An 18,881-nucleotide genomic window follows, 5' to 3' on the forward strand; every position below is an offset into this window, starting at 1 on the left:
TTACCCTCCGCTCACCATCGGGATGACGGCGACCGTGTCTCCGTCTTCAATCATGTAATCATCTGTCTCATAACGTTCATTGACCGCGAACATGAGACGTTCCGCTCCCGACACGCCACGTTCCATCAACCCTTCCCGCAACGAAGCGATTGTCGTCGGTGCCGATACCGTGTAAGACCGCATCGCGAGCTCCTCTGCCACATGGGCAAAACATAATACTTCTATCATGAGTACGTCACTCCTTCCGGGCGTCCGGGTAATTGTTCTTTTTGGTCACCAATCCATTTCGTGCCGTCGGTCCAGTGCTCCCGTTTCCAAATCGGGACAATCTCTTTGATCCGTTCGATAGCATAGCGATTTGCTTCATACGCGTCGGCTCGATGGGAAGAACTCGTCGCGATGACGACTGCTTCGTCCAGGATATCGAGACGTCCAATTCGGTGATGGATGGCTGTCAACGCACCAGGCCATCGTTCTGAGACTTCATGCCCGATTTGCTCGAGCATCTTCTCAGCCATCGGTACGTACGATTCGTACTCGAGGAGCTCAGTCTGTTTAGAACCGGTCATTTCCCGCACCGTTCCGATAAAGAGCACGACCGCACCGACATTTCGATGTCGGACCGTTTCGTAAAGTGCCATCGGCTCGAGCGGATGTTCATTTACTTGATACCACTTCATCTGCCATCCACCTTTCTACCATATCCAGCAAGCGTGCCCGGTCTGCCATAGCATCTCCGCGTGCAATGACGTTCATCAAACCAATCGGTTGTTCCTGTCCGTCTCGCACGAGCACCACTTTCGGATAGTCTTTTTGCTTATAACCTTCAATGAGTAAGATGTCGACGTGAGACTCATACAAGTTCAAGAGTAGTTCGAACGTGTCACCGGCTTGCCATTCGATTAACGTGCTGTCTTCACCAATCACACTCGATAACACCGCACCCGCCAAGGCGTGACGATGCGAGTCCGACATCGGTACGTCGATTGCTCCACCATGACCGTGATGTTTGATGACGCCGACACGGAGCCCCTTCGCCGACAACCGCGCTATCAAATCAGAAACGAACGATGTCTTGCCGCTATTTTGATAGCCGACCACTTGTAAAATCAAAGCTGATCGATGATTCGACATCGAACCGTGTCCCCCTTCTGAAACCCTCTCGTCCCGCCCGGCAAATGAATCAATGCATTGCACGTCGCGAGCGAAGAGACGATTCCCGATTTATCTTTACCACTCGGATGAACGACCGCCTGTCCGACCTCGTCGATTGTTATATGTCCACGTACAAATCGGTCAAACGGATTTGCTTTCGGGAAATCAGCACCAAGCGTCGCTTCGACGACCGGACGCTCTGCTTGCCCGAATAACGTCTTCATATACGTCCCGACAAATAGTTCCGTGCCGACGAAGCAGGCCGACGGATTGCCAGATAATCCGAATAACAGCCGACCTTCGAGGTGCGCGACTGTCGTGACGGACCCTGGCCGCATCCCGACTTTATTGAACAGTACTGTCGCTCCGAGCGCATCATACACATCGGGCAAATAATCGAAATCGCCGACCGATACCCCGCCTGTCGTGACGATGGCATCACTCGACTGAAGCGCTTCTTCGACCGCCCGCTTCGTCGAAGTGAACGTATCCGGCAAGATGCCGCCATATGTCGCTGTGCCACCGAGCTCCTCAATCTGAGCAAGAATCATATACGCATTCGAATTATAAATTTGACCGTCGCCTTTCTTGCGTCCCGGTTCGACGAGCTCGTCTCCGGTCGCGAATACGGTGATGTGCGGTTTCACGTACACGTCAATTTGTTCGTAGCCGAACGTCGCGAGCAAGGCGATCACGCCCGGATTGATGCGGGTGCCTCGGTCAACGATATTCGTCCCCATCGCCACATCTTCTCCGCGATAGGAGATATTGGCGTCACGGGCCGGTCGTTTGAACGTCACGACTCGTTCATCTGCTTGCACGAGCTCAAGCATGACAATCGCATCCGCCCCGTCTGGGATTTTAGCTCCGGTCATGATGCGAATCGCTTGGCCAGCGCATAGCGGTTCTCCGACGTGTCCAGCTCCCTGCACGTATTGAACAGGCAAGGTCACCGGTTCGTCGCGACTCGCAGTCAACAAGTCCGCGGACTGGACGGCAAAGCCGTCATACGGTGATTTATCGAACGCTGGAACGTCATGCGTCGCGACGAGGTCCATCGCTAAAATTCTTCCGTGCGCTCGATACAATGGCACCGTTTCCGTCTTGGCTCGCCCCGACATTTCTTCGACGAGTGCAATCGCCTCGTCGACGGCGAGCGGCTTTCGAAATAGGGTCGATCTCTTCTCCATCACTTCACTTCCTTCCAAGCAGTGCTTCATAATCATTTGGCGTATTCACATTTTTAAACCAGTCCCGTTCTTCGAACGAGACGATGGTCGCCTCGGTCAAATGAGGCATGACCGCCCGTTCACCTCGATGTAAGGCAGCCACAAACTGCGATTCCATCGCCCGTGGATAGAGGGCGATGAGCGGATGAATTCGATTGTCGGCGTAGGCGACGACCGGTTGATCTCTTCGCTCCATCGCTAGGCGTTCATAAACACTTGCTGGCACCAAGGGCGTATCGCACGCACAGACGGCGTACCAATCACTCGTAACGTGCCGCATGACAGTGACGATGCCTGCGATAGGGCCCATGCCTCGCCATTCCGTGTCGTCTTCGAGTTGATATGGGGTCGTCGACTGTCCGGCCGGAACGACGCTCCACTGGGTCGCCGTCGTCGTGGCAAGGATGTTCCTTGCTCGTTCTTCAAACGAGGCGTCTTTGTAGCGAGCTTGCCATTTAGGGGCGCCGAACCGACGCGATTGGCCGCCCGCCAAAACGATGCCAATCATCGCGTCGCTTCCCAGACGATGTGCGAAAGCTCGGGGAGAATCAAACGGGTCATCGCCAAGTCGACGGCGCCCCGTGACCCTGGCATCGAGAAGATGATTGTATCCCCGATACGTCCGGCGAGAGCGCGCGACAACATCGCGGCCGGTCCGATGTCGTCCGTGAAGCTGACGTGACGGAACAACTCGCCAAAGCCGACCATCTCCCGGTCGAGCAGTGGTCGAATCGTCTCGATGGTGACATCGCGCTTCGTAATTCCCGTCCCACCGGTCGTCAAGATGACATCCATCTTCTCATCAACCATTCGTCTGACGGCCGCCTCAATCTCTATCGGATCATCTTTCGTGATTTCACGGTATGTGACTGTGTGGGCCTCTGCTTTTAACAATGAGCAAATATGTTCTCCCGAAACGTCCGTATCGAGCGTGCGTGTATCCGAGATTGTTAAAATCGCGGCCCGGACACGCTTTGTATTTTCATGTACGTGATTGTGTGTCTGCATGGTTTTCACCCTCCGATGTAACTCATTTCAATCCGGTTGCGTGTCCGGTTCCCATTTCGTGATCGTTCTTCCGAATAGCGATCGTCGCGCACTTCCCATACCATTTTTAACGTCATCGCGATGAGGTCGTCACTCGCTCCGCTGCGAAGCAACTCGCGAATATCTGTCCCTTCTTCCGCGAACAGGCACGTATACCATTTGCCATCGCTCGATAGCCGACCTCGTGTGCACGTCCCGCAGAACGGTTGACTGACCGAAGAGATAAAACCAACTTCTGCTCCATCATCGTAGCGGTAACGTTTGGCCACCTCCCCGAGCGCCTCGGGAGCAAGTGGTTCGAGCAAGCCGTTCTGTTGGCGCAACACCTCGAGAATCGATTCGGACGATACGACATGTTCGACATTCCACTCATTCGCCGTGCCAACATCCATGAACTCGATATAACGAAGCGTGATATTCCGTTCTTTGAAATAAGCGGCCATCGGGGCAACTTCATGATCGTTCCATCCTTTCCGGACGACCATGTTCACTTTCACCTCAAGCCCTTGTCGTTTCGCCTCATCGATGCCTCGTAACACCGTCTCGGGCGACGTCCCGCGCCCGTTCATCATCCCGAACGTCTCGGCTGATAAGGCGTCTAGACTCACATTGACCCGGTCCAGCCCGGCTTGTTTCAACGCCTTCGCCATCCGTTCTAAATAGACGCCGTTCGTCGTCAACCCGATCGTCTCGATGGTCGTGACCGCTCGGAGACGGTGAATCAGTTCATCGAGATTCGCTCGGAGTAACGGTTCACCTCCGGTCAAGCGCACTTTCTTCACGCCATGCGGGGCGATAATCCGAACGAATCGCTCAATCTCATCGAATGATAGCAATTCATCTCGCTTTAAAAATTGGTGGTGGCGAAACGCTTCTTCAGGCATGCAGTAGCGGCATCGGAAGTTACATTTATCAATCACCGAGATACGCAAATCTTCCAACGGTCGTCTCCGACGATCGGTCCATGGTGTCATATGGGTTCATCCTTTCTGTCAACGACAGAAGGGACCTCCTAAGTCCCTTCCCAAAAGTCAGCGAATCGGCTTTTCAGCACCGTTCCGCAAATAGTAATAAATTGTAGTGACGATTGAAATCGCGTAGAGTCCGAGCATGACGAACAACGCGCCATTGAACGAACCGACGAGTTCGAGCGACCAGCCGAACATTTTCGGAATGAAGAAGGCGCCGTAAGCGGCAAACGCTGCCGAGAATCCGACGACGGCCGGTGTCTTCGTTGCCACAAACACGTGGGGAATCATCGCAAACGTCGCACCGGAGTTGAGTCCGGTCGCGATGAACAGAACTACGAACGAGATGAAAAACATCGTCAAGTTGTCGTTCGTGATGGCCAGGATGACACTCATCGTCCCGAGCGCCATGACACCGAACACGACCAATGTCACTTTGGCCGCTCCGACCTTATCGCTAATCCAACCTCCGAATGGACGTGAGGAAGCGCCGAGGAACGCACCAAGGAAGGCGAGTGCCAACAAGTCCGATTCAGGGAACTTTAATTTCAAAATCATCGGGAACGCAGCGGCATATCCGATGAACGAACCGAAGGCCGCCGTGTAGAGCAACGTTTGAATCCAAAAGTGCTTGTCTTTGAACACGCTCGCCTGTTCTCGAATCGATTGGCGTGCCGTCGGTAAGTTATCCATGAACAAGTAGGCACAGACTGTCAATATGATGGTCGGCACGACCCAAAGCAGCGCCGCGTTTTGGAGCCAAATCTGTTGCCCGGTCTCAGTCACGAGGGCGTTGCCGCCAATGAATCCGAATATACTCGTCGTGATGACAAGCGGTGTGATCAATTGAACGAGCGAGACGCCCAAGTTCCCGATGCCTCCGTTAATCCCGAGCGCCGTCCCTTTTTTCGCTTTCGGATAAAACGCACCGATATTGGCGTTTGACGACGAGAAGTTCCCCCCACCTAGTCCGCAAAGAGCGGCCAAAATCATGAACACCCAATACGGTGTGTTGACGTTTTGCACGGCGTAGGCGATACCAAGGAGCGGCAACAACAAAATCGACGTCGAGAAGATCGTCCAGTTCCGCCCGCCGAATATACTGTTCGCAAACGTGTAGAAAAAGCGCAACGACGCCCCGACAAGTCCAGGCAGTGCGGCCAACGTAAATAATTGGCCTTGAGTAAAGCTGAATCCAATCGAATTCAATTGGACGGCCGCGACCGACCACATCTGCCAAACGATGAACGCAAGCGTCAGGGCCGGGACTGAGACAAGTAGGTTGCGATTGGCGACTTGTTTCCCCGTCCCTTCCCAGAACCCCACGTCCTCTGGCTTCCACTCGGCGAGTGCATGCGACCCTTTGTCTAATTGTTGCATTGTCTATTCCTCCTCTAAACGGTTCAATTCGTATCCTAATCCCATCCTATCGACCCCTCCCTTAAAAAAGTGTGCCTTCTTTCACACTTATTTCGCATGTTGAGTTTTTTTATCGGCTTGTCATCAATCTGTGACAAAATCGCCTTTCTTTCGGTTCTGTGACATTGAACACAGAAAAACCCTCCCCGATTCCTTATCGTAAGGAATAGAGGAGGGATAACTGTGTCACATCTTATTCAAATTCATTGCGCATCCGAGGCTCGTTTGGCGCTGCAGCCATATTTCTTCAGTCAAGATGGGGCCCATGTGTTCCGCGTCTTCGGTGTCTCGATTGCCGAAGCGGCGTTCACGGAGACGGGCATCACCGTCACGTTCCCACTGGAAAGTCCGATGGAAGAACTGCAAGCCCTGCATGACTTGCTTGTCCGAATCGATACAAACCACGACGTGACGATCGATGATACCCAGGCGGTCATCGGCTACCTAGGGGACGGGACGGTGGTCACCGTCTATCGCCACTTCAAACGTTGGCTGGACTTTTTGTCCGCAGCGCGCGTTCGCTCGATGGAAGGTGTCGTCGTCGAAGTCCGTGCTAACGGGGTCAAGCTAGCCGAAGGAGTACTTCGGTCTTACGAGTTGATGGAAGATGGCGATTTTTATGTATCGGCCTGTACAATCGAGGCCGATGGGTTAGAACATTTCGAGGGCGAGCTATCACTTGCCGCCGTGATGTGATCAATCGATGACACAGACTGAAATGGGACAGTCCTCACAATGGTTGAGCTGTTTCAAGCGGTCGAGGTCATGAATGATGATTTGACGAGACGGGAGCGACAAAATCCCCTCTTGGGCGAGCTCGTTCAACATGCGGTTCACGCGTTCGCGCGACGTTCCGCAATAGTTGGCGAGCTCTTGATTTTTCAGTTTCAAGTCGATGAGAATGCCACCTTCGACTTCCACCCCATAGCTGTTCGCCATGCGAATGAGCGTCGAATAAAGCGCCCCTTTCTTCCCGTTCAACACCAAGTCTCTAAATTTCGTATGCTGCTTCCGCATATGTTCGTTAATCATAATCATGAACTCGCGGACGAACTCGGGATTCGATGACAAAATCATCGTTTCAATCCGTTCGATTTTGACCGCATAAATTTCACTGTCTTCTAACGCTTTCGCGTTAAACAGATATTTCGGATCGATTGCGAACAACGTCAATTCTCCGCAACAAGCCTCAGCGCTTAAACAACGTAACGTCAATTCTTTTCCATTTTCCGTCAATTTCGAAATTTGGATTAGTCCACTCTTTACAATATAAAATTCGGATGCGTCTTCTTGTTCCCGGAACAGAAACCCGCCTTTGGGGACATGAATGATTCGATGTGCCAATTTTTTTGTTTCCTCGAGCACCATCGATTTACTTGAATGAGCCATTTCCACCGACCTTCCTTAAAAACACGTTGCACCATATGAAAGCTTGCCTTCATTCTAAACACAAACCCCCTCGAAACGCAATCAACATTTGGAAGCGTTTCAAGGGGACGACTATTCTTTCGTACGATATTCAATTTTTTTCCAATATCGATATAATAAGGCGATCAATCCGACATTGATGATGGCGATGGCCATATATAGTCGCATCGAGACATGATCATACACCATATAGCTCTCAATTGTATATTGCAACAGCACCATGTTCGTCGCGAGCAACACGACCAGTCCGATTAAACTCCAACCGTTACGCCCCATGATGAATCTCTCTTCCGACCGCAAAGATTTTCCCGTTCTCAATCTCCAGTAGGATTTTAGGAAGCTCCCGTTGTGGCGGACCCGCTTGCGGCTGCCCATCCAGATCGAAGTAGCCGCGGTGACATGGGCAGAGGAGCACATCTTCTTCCTCTACATAAAACACAGGACACTGCAGATGTGTACATTTGTTGTTATAGGCGACGAACTCACCGGTCTTTAAATGAACAAGCAATGATGGTTCCGTACCCGGATATTCAAATTCGAGTGATTTCCCGCGCTCGAGCGCCTCGACCGTCGTGATGAACTGACGGTCGGTTCTCGGCTCGCTTCGAACGAAGGTCGCGATATTGAACGGGACCGTCGCGAGACCGAGCGCGATGCCGGCCCCAAACGTCGATTTGATGAAGGCCCGTCGGTTCAGTTTCACATCATCGGCCCGACTCAAGTTATCGACAAGTGCGGATAACCGTTCCCGCTCTTTTGAATCTTTCGACATAAGTCATCTTCCTTTCTGCCTCAGTCGGAATAGACGCCAAAGAATTCAGGGACGTAATTCCATTTATCGTCTTGTGAAGGTTTTTTTCCTTCAATCATGTTCATTTGAACGCGCTGACGACGCAGTTGCATCATCTCGTCATGGTCAATGAAACGAATCGCATCTGACGGACAAACTGACGCACACATCGGCGCGATATCATGTTTGGAACGGTCGTAACACATGTCGCATTTATACATCTTGTTCTTCTCAAAATCGAACTTCGGAATCCCGAACGGACAAGCGAACGTACAGTTCCGGCAGCCGATACATTTTTCTTCGGAAGCCGATAAGACGACACCTTCTGGCGTGATTTGAATCGCATTGGCCGGACACACTTGAGCACAAGCTGGATTTTTACATTGCATACAGATCATTGGGAACGTCTGACGGTTCTCCGAGAAATCGATATAGTCCACGTAGTTGCGCTCAAGTCCGTCATGATCGCCACATTCGCGGCAAGCCGCCTGACAAGCTCGACAGCCGATACAGCGTTCAAATTCTAAATACATGACTTTATTCATTTCGTATGAACCTCCTCATCCATGACGTGACAGCTCGTCGCAATCGCATGGTCCGCCATGAACGGTACGCTCGAACCGAGTGGCACCGTCAACGGGTTAATGTGTAGCGGCGTATTCGCCGGTAACTTCTTCAGTTGAACCGCGCATACTTTGAACTCAGGCATGCGTGACATCGGATCGAGGCACGGATTCGTCAATTGATTGATGGCGAGCTCTTTGCCCCAATGGTAAGGGACAAAGACGGTATCGTTTCGAATCGCCTTCGTCAAACGCGCCTCGACGACCATCGCTCCGCGGCGTGTCCGCAATTCGACTTTGTCACCTGTTTGTAGGCCATAACTTGAGGCGAGCTCGGGATGAATCTCCACGAACGGCAATTTTGACATCGTGCTCAAGAAATCGACACGACGCGTCTGGTTGCCCGACAAGTAATGGAAGACGACACGGCCTGTCGTGAGCGTGACCGGATATTCTTCATTCGCATATTCGCCGGCCGGTCGATACGTGACGACGGGCAAATTCGCTTTCCCGTTTGCCGTCCCAAACCGTTCTTTGAACATCGTCGGTGTGCCCGGATGGTCTTCAGACGGACACGGCCAGAAGACACCATATTCGTTGTCGATTCGTTCCCACGTGATTCCGGAGTAGTCGGCCGCTCCACCTTTTGTCGCGATGCGGAACTCCTCCCAAATGTCACGCGCCGTCTCGTACGGGAAGTACTGTCCGCGTCCCATCCGTTCAGCAATCCGCTTCATGATTTCCCAGTCTGGAAGCGAGTCTCCGAGAGGTTCGCGTACTTTCCGGATCCGAATGACACGTCCTTCTAGGTTCGTCGTCGTCCCTTCATCTTCGGCCCACGAACAAGCCGGCAAGACGACGTCCGCGAACTCGCAAGATTCTGACATGAAGAAGTCGCTGACGACGAAGAAATCGAGCTTATTGAAACTGTCCCACACGTACGGTAGGTTCGGTGCCGAGACGGCCGGATTCGAACACATGAGGTGCATCGCCCGAATCGTTCCCGCTTGAATCTCATCGAACATTTCGAATGCAGACACACCTGGTTTTGGCATCTCGGAAGGATCGATGCCCCAGACACCGCTCACATATTCGACGGCTTTCGGGTCAGTTAACTTCCGGTAGCCCGGTAACAAATCGGCTTTTTGTCCATGTTCCCGTCCGCCTTGGCCATTCCCTTGCCCGGTCATCGTAGCGACACCCGAGGCGAATTTTCCGACCATGCCGCGCAGAAGTGCCATCGACGTGTAAAGCGAGACGTTGTCGACGCCTTTTGACTGTTGTTCGACACCACGGGCAAACAACATGACCGACCGTGGGCTCTTTCCGTAAATGTGACCTGCCTTTTCAAGCTTTTCGATAGCAATCCCCGTCACATCACTCGTCCGTTCGAGCGTCCAGTCACGGACCGACGCCTTCAACTCTTCGTAGTTATCGCAACGCTCATCCACATACGCTTGATCGACATAATCGTGTTCGACTAAAAAGTTGAGCAGTCCCATCGCAAGCGCCGCATCCGTCCCCGGTTTCAAATCGAGGTGGACATCGGCGACACGCGCCATCGGAATCTCACGCGGGTCGGCGACGATGATTTTCGCGCCTTTGTCCTTCGCTTTCCAAATATGCTGCGTCGTCGTCGGATGACATTCGGCGATATTCGAACCGGCGACAAAGAACGTGTCAACATGCTCGAACTCCGTCCACGGGAGCGTCGCCCCGCGGTCAATCCCGAGAGTCTTTAAGAAACCGCCGGCAGCAGATGACATACAGAAGCGGCCGTTATAGTCGATGAATCGTGTGCCGAGTGCGACCCGCGCATACTTCCCGACGAGGTAACATTTCTCATTCGTCATCGAGACGCCGCCGAAGACAGACACCGCATCCTTTCCGTGCTCTCGTTGAATCCGTTTAAAGTTCGCTTCGATCACGTCGAGCGCTTCGTCCCATGTCGCTTTCTCAAACTTGCCATTCCGCTTGATGAGCGGTGTGAGGATGCGGTCCGGATGCTCAATCGTTTGATAGGCCGTGACGCCTTTCGGACAAAGCTTGCCTTTATTCACCGGGAAATCGTAGCGTGGTTCGACGCCTTTGACGGCTCCGGTCTTCTCATCGACCCGGATGTGCATGCCGCACTGCATACCGCAGTAACAACAATGGGTCGTAATCAGTTTCTCACCAGGTTTGATTAAGTTCTGTACTTCTGGCGACGTTAAAAAGTCACTCATCGTCTTCCCCTCCATAGAACGTTTCCGCTCTTCGTTTTGAAAATCCACTGACGTGATAGCCGTTAATCGTTTGAAGCGGATAATGCATCCCGTCACTTCCTGGCCGTCCGAGCGCCGAATCGAGCCGGGCCCGACGACGACAGGCGTGACAGAGGTCTTGGACCGTATGTGCCGCATCGACTTTTACGAGTTGGTCCGACCCTTCGAGCAATTGTTTCACTTGCTCGATTTCTTCAAGCGTCCCGGTCGGTTCTCCGCATTTAACGCACAGGTGTCTCATCTTTTGCCTCATCTTTCGTCTCCTTCGGCCGGCCGAACCCTGGCATCGACATGCCGGTATTCGTATCGACCGGGTGCGTCGACAACTGTCCATTCATCAAGTTCAACTGCATCTTCACACGCATCGAACGTCGACACGGTTGGCAGTAATCCGACAGCTGGGTCCCGTCACTGAGTCCGAGCTGAATCGTCTGTGCTTGTAAAATCGCTTGGACGTCCTCGACTTGATTGTCCGTTGCATAGCGTGTGCCACAACCAGCGCAGACACGCGTCTCATCCGCTTCGACTTCCCGGTAGTTCATCGGTACGCTGGCTGCCATCGGTCGGACTGGCAAGTGGAACAGTTTACCGAACGGGAAGTAGCATAAAAAGATGATGACGGTCAATTGATGGAACAAGGCGAGTTCATGATGAATGAAGCCGCCGAAGAATACGTACGACACGGTCAACAAGAGACCTGATACGGTGACGATGAGCAACATGAGGAGCGGTAAAATATCAAATTCAAACCGCTGTGTCACTTTCACGTCCTGGTCGTTAATCCGGCGATAGAGTGCCATGAGCACGCCGACGAGCAACATGAGCGCGGTGATGTTCAAGCCGTTATAGACGAGCTCGGCGAACAACCCGTGCGCGGCCATTTTGATGGTCGGGATGTTGAAGACGACGATTTGATACGTCTCGATATCAATCAAATCAAAGCGCATCCATTGGAACGTCAAGCCGAACGTGATGGCGAACGACCCGAGGCATCCCCAGGCGATCAACATATGTTGGGTCCAGCGGTACCAGCCACGTTCCCAGATGAACTTCTGTAAGACGATGTTATTGACAGTTGTCGTGGCGACGGCTTTACTGGTCCGTTTCTTTTCTGCCTTCATTTGTTTAAGGCTCCGCTTCAATACTTGCGAAGTGGCCGGCCGTGCAAAGAATAACGTCAAACGAACGACCATCCCAATCATGCAAATGACGGCGGCGATATAGTAGCCGAACAACGCCATGTCCACGTGCTCAAATCCTGCCGACGCGACCCACGTCGAGAGCACCAAGGCGGTGAATCCTACGAACGACCACTTTGCAGCGGTCGAATAAAAATAACGATCGGACATATGTGTTCCTCCTTCTCTTTCCGAGCGACTTCATAGTTTCATCATAAAGATGACATCTCGACTTAACTGTTACTTTTTTCACAGATAAGCGATTCGAGACGTGACAGAATAATGAACGAAGGAGGCGTTCCCTTATGAAATCATCATTCAAAATCATGTTATTTCTCGCCATCGCAGCCATGCTTGTCGTCTTTTCCATCGGGTTTGTCTTCGCTAACCGCGCGACGACCGAGCCAGACGTCGAAGGATATGTGATTGAAGTGAATGAGTTTGACCGCACCGCTCTCGTCATCAGTGGTATCACTGCAGAAGAGGCGACGCTCTCTCCTGACACTCTTTTCGCGCAAAGTGAACCGGAAGACGTAAGTTGGTTCAAGTTTCAAGTGAAAGCCACGTTCGAACAAATCGCTGTCGGGGACCACGTCCACATTTGGAAAAAGACCGGCCCAAGTATCTTAAATACTCCGAACCGGTCTTATGTGAAAAAAGTCGACGTGATTGACTAATATTGACGTTTGCCATAACGTTCACTCAGCCATAGGACTAAAAACGCCAAACCAACCAACCATCCGCTCCAGACGAGTGCCTGGGTCATATCACCGTTGATTGTCGCCATATAAATCGCAGTAGCAAGTGTCATCGTCTCGCCCGGAATGTTCCCGGCAATCATCATCGTGATCCCGAACTCGCCGATTGACCGTGCGAAACCGAGGACGAAGCCGCTCGTCAACGCGGGGAGCAGCAGTGGAATCGTCACGTAAGTGAACAGTTGACGCTCTGACCCGCCGAGCACGCGTCCGGCCTCATACCATTCTGCATCGAGTTGTTTGAGCCCGAGACGAATCGTTTGGTAGATGAGCGGAAACGCGGCCAAGGCGGACGCGATGACGTTCGCCTGTTTGGTGAACAAGATCGTGACGGGCAAGAACCCACCGATCCCGTTGTTCCCGAGGACAATCAAGGCGTATAGCCCGATGACTGTCGGCGGCAAGATAAGCGGCAGTAAAAACACTGTCTCCAGCAGCCGCTTTCCTTTAAATTGACGGTGATGCATGAAATAGGCCGCTCCGAAGGCAAGGACGAAGGCGCTCACCGTCGCCATCATCCCGACTTCGAATGTGAGTTGAAGTGGAGATTGCGTCATTTGGAAAATCCTTTCGCCAAAAAGTGAGCTTGAATCTCATCATCAAACAAACGCGCATAGATATCGCGGACGTATGGATCATGCGTTAAGCGAACTGCCGGATACGAAATCGCACCCGTCGCTTCAAACGGGACCGACTGAATCGACTCGATGTCCGTCGTGAGTTCCGTTTTATAAACGAATCCCGCATTGGCGTCACCTTGTTCGATGAGCGTCAGCACTTGTCTCACGTTTTGGGCGAACATGACTCGCGGCTCCACTTCCTCCCACACATCTTCCCCTTCGAGCGCCACTTTTGCGTAACGACCGGCCGGGACATTGATTGGATCACCGATGACGATGCGAGCACATGTATTTAAGTCGTCCCACGTCTCCGCGCACGGTTTCCCTTTCGGTGTTACGAGCCACAATTCGTTATGCAAGAACATATCCCGCTCTAGAATCGGGATTTGTAATCGGTCGACATCGTCAACGCTCGCGGCTAAAAAGATATCTGCCGGAGACCCGTGATTGATTTGTGCTCGCAAAGCGCCGCTCCCGTTCGTCACGACCCGAACATCAATCCCATCGAATTCCGCTTCAAGTTGTCGCTCGATCTCTTCCAAAGCCGGTCCTAAGCTCGCCGCTGCCAGGATGGTCACAGTGTCCTCCGAATCTGAACTCGACCAGACTTGACTTAGTAATAAGGCGACTGCCATCCCTATGATGACTCCACTCACCCGTTTCATGATTGATCACTCCTTTGCTTCTCTTTTATCGTAGCGATTGCTTCGCCTCCCATCTGTATCAAACGTCACAAAAATACACCCCTACGTCAGTAGAGGTGTGCCCTTATTAAGCGAACGTGCGCGCCCGCGGGAATAAAATGTTGTTCTCGAGATGAATATGTTCGAACGTATCCGATTCGAGCGCTTCTAACCGTTGATAGACAAGACGATACGTCCCACACGCACCTTCAGGCGGCGTATAGTCGTTCGTGATGTGCCGAAGCTCTTTCAAGATGTCACCCGCTGCTGCATGTTCTGACTCGAGCAAAGCCAAAATGTCATCAAGCTCCCGTCTCGTTTCAGCTGTCGGTGCCGTCTCATGACGAAGCAACGTCGGGAAGTCTTCCGTCTCTTCTTTGACGATATGTTGTTCAAGTTCCACTTTCAATTGATTGAACAATTGGTGAATGCGACCGAGGTGCGGATGATTTTGTCCGTGAACCCGGAACACTTTTGTCACATATGGTGTGAGCTGAGGCAATTCGTCCGTCAAAAACTGGTGATGCTTATAAATGATGTGCTCAATCAATTCCGAAGAAGAAGCGGCATCCCAATCGATGCTCTTCTCGTTCATCTCTTGCTTGCGTTGATAGAGCGCATTGACTTCTTCTAAAATATCTTCTGTCGACCGTTTCGATTTGTCAGTCGCTTCAGCGAGTGGTCGGTTGCCACCACAACAAAAATCGATTCGGTTCCGTTTGAAGATGTCTGCTGCTTGCGGGCATTGTTTGACGATTTCAGATACGTGCGTATCGCCCGTGAATGTCTGTGTCATCTGTCATAACCTCCATATTCGTTTTGACATGTTTAGCGTAGCAAGAGTTTGACGACAAAAATGTGAAATACGTCACATTTAGGTGAACGGGATTGCCTCGTTCCAAATTTGGACACAAAACAGCCCCTCATTTTGTGAGGGGCGTCGATTAATGGGAAGGCGTTTCAAACTGCTCTGCCTCTGTCGATCCGGCCAGTGCCGTCGTCGACGACTGGCCTCCAGAAATGACGAGTGACACTTCATCAAAGTACCCGGTCCCGACTTCGCGCTGGTGACGTGTCGCCGTATAGCCATGCTGCTCCGCCGAGAATTCAGCTTGCTGCAACTCGGAATAGGCAGCCATCCCGCGGGCTTTGTATCCGCGTGCGAGTTCGAACATTCCGAAGTTGAGCGAGTGGAAACCAGCGAGCGTGACGAATTGGAACTTGTACCCCATCGCACCAATTTCTTGTTGGAACGTTGCGATTTCCTCGTCTGACAGCTTCTTCTTCCAGTTGAACGAAGGTGAGCAGTTGTAAGCAAGCAGTTTGCCCGGATATTTCGCGTGAATCGCATTTGCGAATTGGCGTGCCTCGTCCAAATCGGGCTCGGAAGTCTCGCACCAGACGAGGTCGGCGTACGGTGCGTAGGCAAGACCACGCGCGATTGCCTGCTCGATGCCTGCCTCGGTGCGGTAAAACCCTTCCGGTGTCCGGTCACCGACGATGAACGGATGGTCGATTGGGTCGATGTCGCTCGTAATCAAATTCGCCGCGTGAGCATCCGTCCGGGCGACGATAATCGTCGACACCCCCATGACGTCTGCCGCGAGCCGAGCGGCAATCAAGTTTTTCACGGCCGTCTGTGTCGGTAGCAACACTTTCCCGCCGAGATGTCCGCACTTCTTCTCTGACGACAATTGATCCTCAAGATGGACACCGGCCGCTCCCGCCTCAATCATCGCCTTCGTCAGTTCGAACACGTTGAGCACACCGCCGAAACCGGCCTCCATGTCAGCGACAATCGGGGCGAACCAATGCGTATCGCCTTTTCCTTCCGCCGTTTGGATATGGTCGGCGCGTTGAAGCGCCTGATTGATCCGTTTGACGACGCTCGGCACCGAATTGGCCGGATACAGGCTTTGATCCGGATACATATGTCCCGACAAGTTCGCGTCGGCGGCAACTTGCCAACCGCTCAAATAGATGGCCTCAAGACCAGCCTTTACTTGCTGGATGGCCTGGTTCCCCGTTAACGCCCCGAGCGCGTGGACGTAGTCCCGCTCGTGGAGTAACTCCCATAACCGTTCCGCTCCTTTTGTCGCGAGCGTATGTTCAATTAACACCGACCCCCGAAGTCGCATCACGTCTTCCACTCCGTATGGACGTTCGACCCCAATAAATCGTTCCGACTGTATCATTTCCTCAACTTGTGCGCGTTGTTCGTTCATACCTATTCCTCCTGTATTATATTAATTTTATATTTAATCATTTGTTATATAACAGATGGTGCATGATTAATCCAAGTATGCGCAGCACTCAAGCGCCGACTTGAAGGATGAGTGTTCCATGCCGCAGCAGCGACAGACGTTCTCTTCATCACGTTCTTCCGGTTTGCGGAACACGACGACTTCTTCGACTGGCTCTCTCATGATTTGGAGCGATCCGTCGGCCCGGTCTAGGACGAGGCGCATCAAATCGTTCCCGTAGACGAACGCCGTGTTCGCGAGCGTCGCTGTCGATTCCCCTGAGATGATTCGACGGACGACCCAACGTTCAATTAACTGTTCGCTTTCGATTTTTTTCGTTGTCATAATGATGCTCCTCCTTTTAAGTTCGGTTCTAATGTCACTTGTTGTAAAAACTGTCGACGGCGCCGGTGCAAAATCGGTTCCGTATATCCATTCGGCGATTCGCCGCCTTCGAATACTAAATCTCGCGCCGCTTGATAGGCGATCGAACGCTCCACGTCAGGCGTCATCGGGCGATAGTACGGGTCCGACGCGTTTTGCGCGTCGACGACACCGGCCATCCGGACGAGCGTCGCTTCCACTTGCTCTCGACTACAGACGCCATGATACAACCAGTTGGCCACGTGCTGACTCGAGATGCGGAGCGTCGCCCGGTCTTCCATTAAGCCGACATGATGAATATCGGGCACTTTCGAGCAGCCGACACCTTGTTCGACCCAACGGACGACATACCCGAGTAAGCCTTGCAAGTTATTCTCGAGCTCCTCGTTCACGTCTTCGTCCGTGTAGTCTCGCGTGGCGAGTGGGATTTCAAGCAACCGACTCCGTTCCATCACATGATCGAACGAACGAGCGGCCACTTCACGTTGGACGTCAAAGGCGTCGACTTGATGGTAATGGAGTGCATGAAGCGTGGCGGCCGTCGGTGATGGGACCCAGGCCGTCGTCGCCCCGGACCGGACATGGTTGATTTTTTCGCGCATCATCTCGCCCATACGGTCCGGCATGGCCCACATTCCTTTCCCGATTTGTCCGCTTCGATGGAATCCGGCGTCGAGTCCGCACCGGACGTTCGACCGCTCATACGCGTCGAGCCAAGCCGAGGCTTTCATCTCACCTTTTCGGCGCATCGGTCCGAGCGTGAGCGAGGAGTGAATCTCATCCCCGGTCCGGTCGAGGAAGCCTGTATTGATAAAGACGATGCGCTCTTTCACTCGTTCAATGCAGTTCTTTAGATTGAGCGACGTCCGACGCTCCTCGTCCATCACACCAACTTTAATCGTGTGACGCGGCAGCTCGAGCACGTCTTCAATCGCGTCGAACAAATCGTTCGTGAAGGCGACTTCTTTCGAGCCATGCATTTTCGGTTTGACGATATAGATCGAACGTTCGCGAGAATTGTGTCTAGCGTCGAGATGACGGCTCGAGATGAGCGCTGTGAAAATCCCGTCCAGGATGCCTTCCGGCACTTCACGCCCTGCCTCATCAAGCATCAAATCCGTCGTCATCAAGTGTCCGACGTTGCGAATGAACAAGAGTGACCGTCCCGGTAGCGTGACTTCACGTCCTTCCGGTCCGATATAATGCCGGTCCGGGTTCAATTTCCGTGTGAGTCGTCTCCCGCCTTTCATGAATGTCGCCTCGAGTGTTCCGTCCATGAGACCGAGCCAGTTCGAGTAGAGCTGGACTTTCTCTTCGGCGCACACGGCCGCGACCGAGTCCTCACAGTCGATGATGGCCGATAACGCTGATTCGAGCTCGATATCGACAAGTCCCGCTCGATCTGTTTTTCCGATTGGATGGTTCCGGTCAAACTTCAGCTCGACGTGAATCCCGTTGTGGACGAGCAGGATCTTCTTCGGATCACTTGCCTCCCCGACATAGCCGACGAGACAATCGTCTTGGAACGCGATGCGGTTCCCTTCGATGATGGCGTACGGCCTGCCCTCTGACACGAGATAGCCGTCCGTTTCCTCATGTAAGCCTTCCCCGAGCGGAAACGTATCGTCGAGAAACTGTTTGGCGTAGGCGATGACCTTCGCCCCCCGTTCCGGATTATATCCAGCCGTCGGCTCCTCGTCCGTGTCGATGACGTCCGTTCCGTACAAGGCGTCGTACAAGCTGCCCCAGCGAGCATTCGCCGCGTTCAACGCATAGCGCGCATTATCGAGCGGGACGACGAGCTGTGGCCCGGCCTGTATAATCTCTGAGTCGACGTTCGTGACGTCGATCGTAAAATCGGGAACGATTGGCTCGATGTAGTGGATGTCTTGCAAGAACGCCTCGTATCGATGTTGCTCGAAGGTCGGACCATGTTCCTTGTACCAGTCCTGTAACAATCGTTCATATGCTACTCGTTCTTCCATCAATGCTTCGTTCCGCTCCGTGAAGTCGTCTAGAATTTGACCGACCCCCACCCAAAACTGTTGCCGGGAAGCCTCTTCGGGCAATACCCGCTGCGCAATCAAGTTGACGAGTGCACGATGGACACGGTATGTGCCAATCCTTACGTATTGTTCCAATCCGTCACATC

The 18,881-nt window shown here is 52.7% G+C and carries 23 protein-coding genes; 2 read left to right on the forward strand and 21 right to left on the reverse strand.

What is annotated here, in order from left to right; translation table 11 throughout:
• The 8 genes from KNP85_RS04605 to KNP85_RS04640 are packed head-to-tail and all read right to left on the reverse strand — an operon-like array spanning window position 1 to window position 5,779.
• Window positions 1-228: a MoaD/ThiS family protein gene (locus KNP85_RS04605; protein WP_021068032.1), complete on the reverse strand. Its 228-nt coding sequence runs from the start codon at window positions 226-228 to the stop codon at window positions 1-3.
• Window positions 225-680 carry a molybdenum cofactor biosynthesis protein MoaE gene (locus KNP85_RS04610; protein WP_021068031.1) on the reverse strand — a complete coding sequence of 152 codons (456 nt, stop codon included), beginning with the start codon at window positions 678-680 and terminating at the stop codon, window positions 225-227. Before KNP85_RS04610 ends, KNP85_RS04605 begins: the two co-directional genes overlap by 4 nt.
• The gene (gene mobB, locus KNP85_RS04615) at window positions 658-1,134 is read right to left on the reverse strand and encodes a molybdopterin-guanine dinucleotide biosynthesis protein B (RefSeq protein WP_214801622.1); all 477 of its coding nucleotides are present in this window, start codon (window positions 1,132-1,134) and stop codon (window positions 658-660) included. Before mobB ends, KNP85_RS04610 begins: the two co-directional genes overlap by 23 nt.
• The gene (locus tag KNP85_RS04620; RefSeq protein WP_214801624.1) at window positions 1,110-2,345 is read right to left on the reverse strand and encodes a molybdopterin molybdotransferase MoeA; all 1,236 of its coding nucleotides are present in this window, start codon (window positions 2,343-2,345) and stop codon (window positions 1,110-1,112) included. The genes mobB and KNP85_RS04620 overlap by 25 nt, the downstream gene beginning before the upstream one ends.
• 4 nt (window positions 2,346-2,349) lie before the next feature.
• On the reverse strand, window positions 2,350-2,892 hold the full coding sequence (locus KNP85_RS04625) for a molybdenum cofactor guanylyltransferase (RefSeq protein ID WP_214801627.1): 543 nt from the start codon (window positions 2,890-2,892) through the stop codon (window positions 2,350-2,352).
• The gene (locus tag KNP85_RS04630; RefSeq protein ID WP_021068027.1) at window positions 2,889-3,392 is read right to left on the reverse strand and encodes a MogA/MoaB family molybdenum cofactor biosynthesis protein; all 504 of its coding nucleotides are present in this window, start codon (window positions 3,390-3,392) and stop codon (window positions 2,889-2,891) included. The genes KNP85_RS04625 and KNP85_RS04630 overlap by 4 nt, the downstream gene beginning before the upstream one ends.
• A 5-nt stretch (window positions 3,393-3,397) precedes the next feature.
• Window positions 3,398-4,405: a GTP 3',8-cyclase MoaA gene (gene moaA / locus KNP85_RS04635; protein ID WP_214801631.1), complete on the reverse strand. Its 1,008-nt coding sequence runs from the start codon at window positions 4,403-4,405 to the stop codon at window positions 3,398-3,400.
• Between the two features lie 57 nt (window positions 4,406-4,462).
• Window positions 4,463-5,779: an MFS transporter gene (locus KNP85_RS04640; RefSeq protein ID WP_021068025.1), complete on the reverse strand. Its 1,317-nt coding sequence runs from the start codon at window positions 5,777-5,779 to the stop codon at window positions 4,463-4,465.
• Between the two features lie 222 nt (window positions 5,780-6,001).
• On the opposite strand from KNP85_RS04640, the gene KNP85_RS04645 reads away from it, so the two are divergent.
• Window positions 6,002-6,514, forward strand: a complete 513-nt coding sequence (locus tag KNP85_RS04645; RefSeq protein WP_021068024.1) for a hypothetical protein — start codon at window positions 6,002-6,004, stop codon at window positions 6,512-6,514.
• Here the strand turns inward: KNP85_RS04645 and KNP85_RS04650 are convergent, their stop codons facing one another.
• From KNP85_RS04650 to KNP85_RS04680, 7 genes are all read right to left on the reverse strand, one after another.
• A complete protein-coding gene (locus KNP85_RS04650) occupies window positions 6,515-7,207 on the reverse strand; it encodes a Crp/Fnr family transcriptional regulator (RefSeq protein ID WP_021068023.1) in 693 nt (230 codons plus the stop codon).
• A gap of 111 nt (window positions 7,208-7,318) precedes the next feature.
• On the reverse strand, window positions 7,319-7,522 hold the full coding sequence (locus KNP85_RS04655) for a hypothetical protein (protein ID WP_214801634.1): 204 nt from the start codon (window positions 7,520-7,522) through the stop codon (window positions 7,319-7,321).
• Window positions 7,512-8,018: a QcrA and Rieske domain-containing protein gene (locus tag KNP85_RS04660; protein WP_214801637.1), complete on the reverse strand. Its 507-nt coding sequence runs from the start codon at window positions 8,016-8,018 to the stop codon at window positions 7,512-7,514. Before KNP85_RS04660 ends, KNP85_RS04655 begins: the two co-directional genes overlap by 11 nt.
• 20 nt (window positions 8,019-8,038) lie before the next feature.
• Window positions 8,039-8,581, reverse strand: a complete 543-nt coding sequence (locus KNP85_RS04665) for a 4Fe-4S dicluster domain-containing protein (RefSeq protein WP_021068020.1) — start codon at window positions 8,579-8,581, stop codon at window positions 8,039-8,041.
• Window positions 8,578-10,824, reverse strand: a complete 2,247-nt coding sequence (locus KNP85_RS04670; RefSeq protein ID WP_058765372.1) for a molybdopterin oxidoreductase family protein — start codon at window positions 10,822-10,824, stop codon at window positions 8,578-8,580. The genes KNP85_RS04665 and KNP85_RS04670 overlap by 4 nt, the downstream gene beginning before the upstream one ends.
• Window positions 10,817-11,104 (reverse strand): hypothetical protein, encoded by a 288-nt coding sequence (locus tag KNP85_RS04675; protein WP_114164958.1) that lies wholly within the window; start codon window positions 11,102-11,104, stop codon window positions 10,817-10,819. Before KNP85_RS04675 ends, KNP85_RS04670 begins: the two co-directional genes overlap by 8 nt.
• On the reverse strand, window positions 11,085-12,212 hold the full coding sequence (locus KNP85_RS04680; RefSeq protein ID WP_214801640.1) for an MFS transporter: 1,128 nt from the start codon (window positions 12,210-12,212) through the stop codon (window positions 11,085-11,087). Before KNP85_RS04680 ends, KNP85_RS04675 begins: the two co-directional genes overlap by 20 nt.
• Window positions 12,213-12,346: 134 nt before the next feature.
• On the opposite strand from KNP85_RS04680, the gene KNP85_RS04685 reads away from it, so the two are divergent.
• Window positions 12,347-12,718, forward strand: coding sequence for a DUF3221 domain-containing protein (locus tag KNP85_RS04685; protein WP_214801642.1), 372 nt, complete (start codon window positions 12,347-12,349; stop codon window positions 12,716-12,718).
• Here the strand turns inward: KNP85_RS04685 and modB are convergent.
• The 6 genes from modB to KNP85_RS04715 all read right to left on the reverse strand — a co-directional run bounded on the left by modB (window position 12,715) and on the right by KNP85_RS04715 (window position 18,870).
• The gene (gene modB / locus KNP85_RS04690) at window positions 12,715-13,356 is read right to left on the reverse strand and encodes a molybdate ABC transporter permease subunit (protein WP_214801645.1); all 642 of its coding nucleotides are present in this window, start codon (window positions 13,354-13,356) and stop codon (window positions 12,715-12,717) included. The two genes, KNP85_RS04685 and modB, sit on opposite strands and share 4 nt — an antisense overlap.
• The gene (gene modA, locus KNP85_RS04695; protein ID WP_214801647.1) at window positions 13,353-14,084 is read right to left on the reverse strand and encodes a molybdate ABC transporter substrate-binding protein; all 732 of its coding nucleotides are present in this window, start codon (window positions 14,082-14,084) and stop codon (window positions 13,353-13,355) included. The genes modB and modA overlap by 4 nt, the downstream gene beginning before the upstream one ends.
• Before the next feature lie 106 nt (window positions 14,085-14,190).
• Window positions 14,191-14,898, reverse strand: a complete 708-nt coding sequence (gene ric / locus KNP85_RS04700; RefSeq protein WP_214801649.1) for an iron-sulfur cluster repair di-iron protein — start codon at window positions 14,896-14,898, stop codon at window positions 14,191-14,193.
• A 148-nt stretch (window positions 14,899-15,046) separates the two neighbouring features.
• The gene (gene aceA, locus KNP85_RS04705; protein WP_214801653.1) at window positions 15,047-16,327 is read right to left on the reverse strand and encodes an isocitrate lyase; all 1,281 of its coding nucleotides are present in this window, start codon (window positions 16,325-16,327) and stop codon (window positions 15,047-15,049) included.
• Between the two features lie 66 nt (window positions 16,328-16,393).
• Window positions 16,394-16,690 (reverse strand): hypothetical protein, encoded by a 297-nt coding sequence (locus KNP85_RS04710; RefSeq protein ID WP_021068011.1) that lies wholly within the window; start codon window positions 16,688-16,690, stop codon window positions 16,394-16,396.
• Window positions 16,687-18,870: a malate synthase G gene (locus KNP85_RS04715; RefSeq protein ID WP_214801655.1), complete on the reverse strand. Its 2,184-nt coding sequence runs from the start codon at window positions 18,868-18,870 to the stop codon at window positions 16,687-16,689. Before KNP85_RS04715 ends, KNP85_RS04710 begins: the two co-directional genes overlap by 4 nt.
• Window positions 18,871-18,881 lie beyond the last annotated feature (11 nt).

This window comes from Exiguobacterium sp. s194, assembly GCF_018618275.1.
In the GTDB taxonomy this organism is placed as follows: Bacteria; Bacillota; Bacilli; order Exiguobacteriales; family Exiguobacteriaceae; genus Exiguobacterium; species Exiguobacterium chiriqhucha.

What these genes read in the sequence shown, in the direction of transcription:
- KNP85_RS04620 (WP_214801624.1), bottom strand. Translation starts at nt 2,345, where the DNA reads ATGGAGAAGAGATCGACCCTATTTCGAAAGCCGCTCGCCGTCGACGAG.
- KNP85_RS04655 (WP_214801634.1), bottom strand. Translation starts at nt 7,522, where the DNA reads ATGGGGCGTAACGGTTGGAGTTTAATCGGACTGGTCGTGTTGCTCGCG.
- KNP85_RS04665 (WP_021068020.1), bottom strand. Translation starts at nt 8,581, where the DNA reads ATGAATAAAGTCATGTATTTAGAATTTGAACGCTGTATCGGCTGTCGA.
- ric (WP_214801649.1), bottom strand. Translation starts at nt 14,898, where the DNA reads ATGACACAGACATTCACGGGCGATACGCACGTATCTGAAATCGTCAAA.
- KNP85_RS04680 (WP_214801640.1), bottom strand. Translation starts at nt 12,212, where the DNA reads ATGTCCGATCGTTATTTTTATTCGACCGCTGCAAAGTGGTCGTTCGTA.
- KNP85_RS04650 (WP_021068023.1), bottom strand. Translation starts at nt 7,207, where the DNA reads ATGGCTCATTCAAGTAAATCGATGGTGCTCGAGGAAACAAAAAAATTG.
- KNP85_RS04625 (WP_214801627.1), bottom strand. Translation starts at nt 2,892, where the DNA reads ATGATTGGCATCGTTTTGGCGGGCGGCCAATCGCGTCGGTTCGGCGCC.
- KNP85_RS04685 (WP_214801642.1), top strand. Translation starts at nt 12,347, where the DNA reads ATGAAATCATCATTCAAAATCATGTTATTTCTCGCCATCGCAGCCATG.
- KNP85_RS04670 (WP_058765372.1), bottom strand. Translation starts at nt 10,824, where the DNA reads ATGAGTGACTTTTTAACGTCGCCAGAAGTACAGAACTTAATCAAACCT.
- modB (WP_214801645.1), bottom strand. Translation starts at nt 13,356, where the DNA reads ATGACGCAATCTCCACTTCAACTCACATTCGAAGTCGGGATGATGGCG.
- KNP85_RS04610 (WP_021068031.1), bottom strand. Translation starts at nt 680, where the DNA reads ATGAAGTGGTATCAAGTAAATGAACATCCGCTCGAGCCGATGGCACTT.
- aceA (WP_214801653.1), bottom strand. Translation starts at nt 16,327, where the DNA reads ATGAACGAACAACGCGCACAAGTTGAGGAAATGATACAGTCGGAACGA.
- KNP85_RS04660 (WP_214801637.1), bottom strand. Translation starts at nt 8,018, where the DNA reads ATGTCGAAAGATTCAAAAGAGCGGGAACGGTTATCCGCACTTGTCGAT.
- moaA (WP_214801631.1), bottom strand. Translation starts at nt 4,405, where the DNA reads ATGACACCATGGACCGATCGTCGGAGACGACCGTTGGAAGATTTGCGT.
- mobB (WP_214801622.1), bottom strand. Translation starts at nt 1,134, where the DNA reads ATGTCGAATCATCGATCAGCTTTGATTTTACAAGTGGTCGGCTATCAA.
- KNP85_RS04630 (WP_021068027.1), bottom strand. Translation starts at nt 3,392, where the DNA reads ATGCAGACACACAATCACGTACATGAAAATACAAAGCGTGTCCGGGCC.
- modA (WP_214801647.1), bottom strand. Translation starts at nt 14,084, where the DNA reads ATGAAACGGGTGAGTGGAGTCATCATAGGGATGGCAGTCGCCTTATTA.
- KNP85_RS04640 (WP_021068025.1), bottom strand. Translation starts at nt 5,779, where the DNA reads ATGCAACAATTAGACAAAGGGTCGCATGCACTCGCCGAGTGGAAGCCA.
- KNP85_RS04675 (WP_114164958.1), bottom strand. Translation starts at nt 11,104, where the DNA reads ATGAGACACCTGTGCGTTAAATGCGGAGAACCGACCGGGACGCTTGAA.
- KNP85_RS04605 (WP_021068032.1), bottom strand. Translation starts at nt 228, where the DNA reads ATGATAGAAGTATTATGTTTTGCCCATGTGGCAGAGGAGCTCGCGATG.
- KNP85_RS04710 (WP_021068011.1), bottom strand. Translation starts at nt 16,690, where the DNA reads ATGACAACGAAAAAAATCGAAAGCGAACAGTTAATTGAACGTTGGGTC.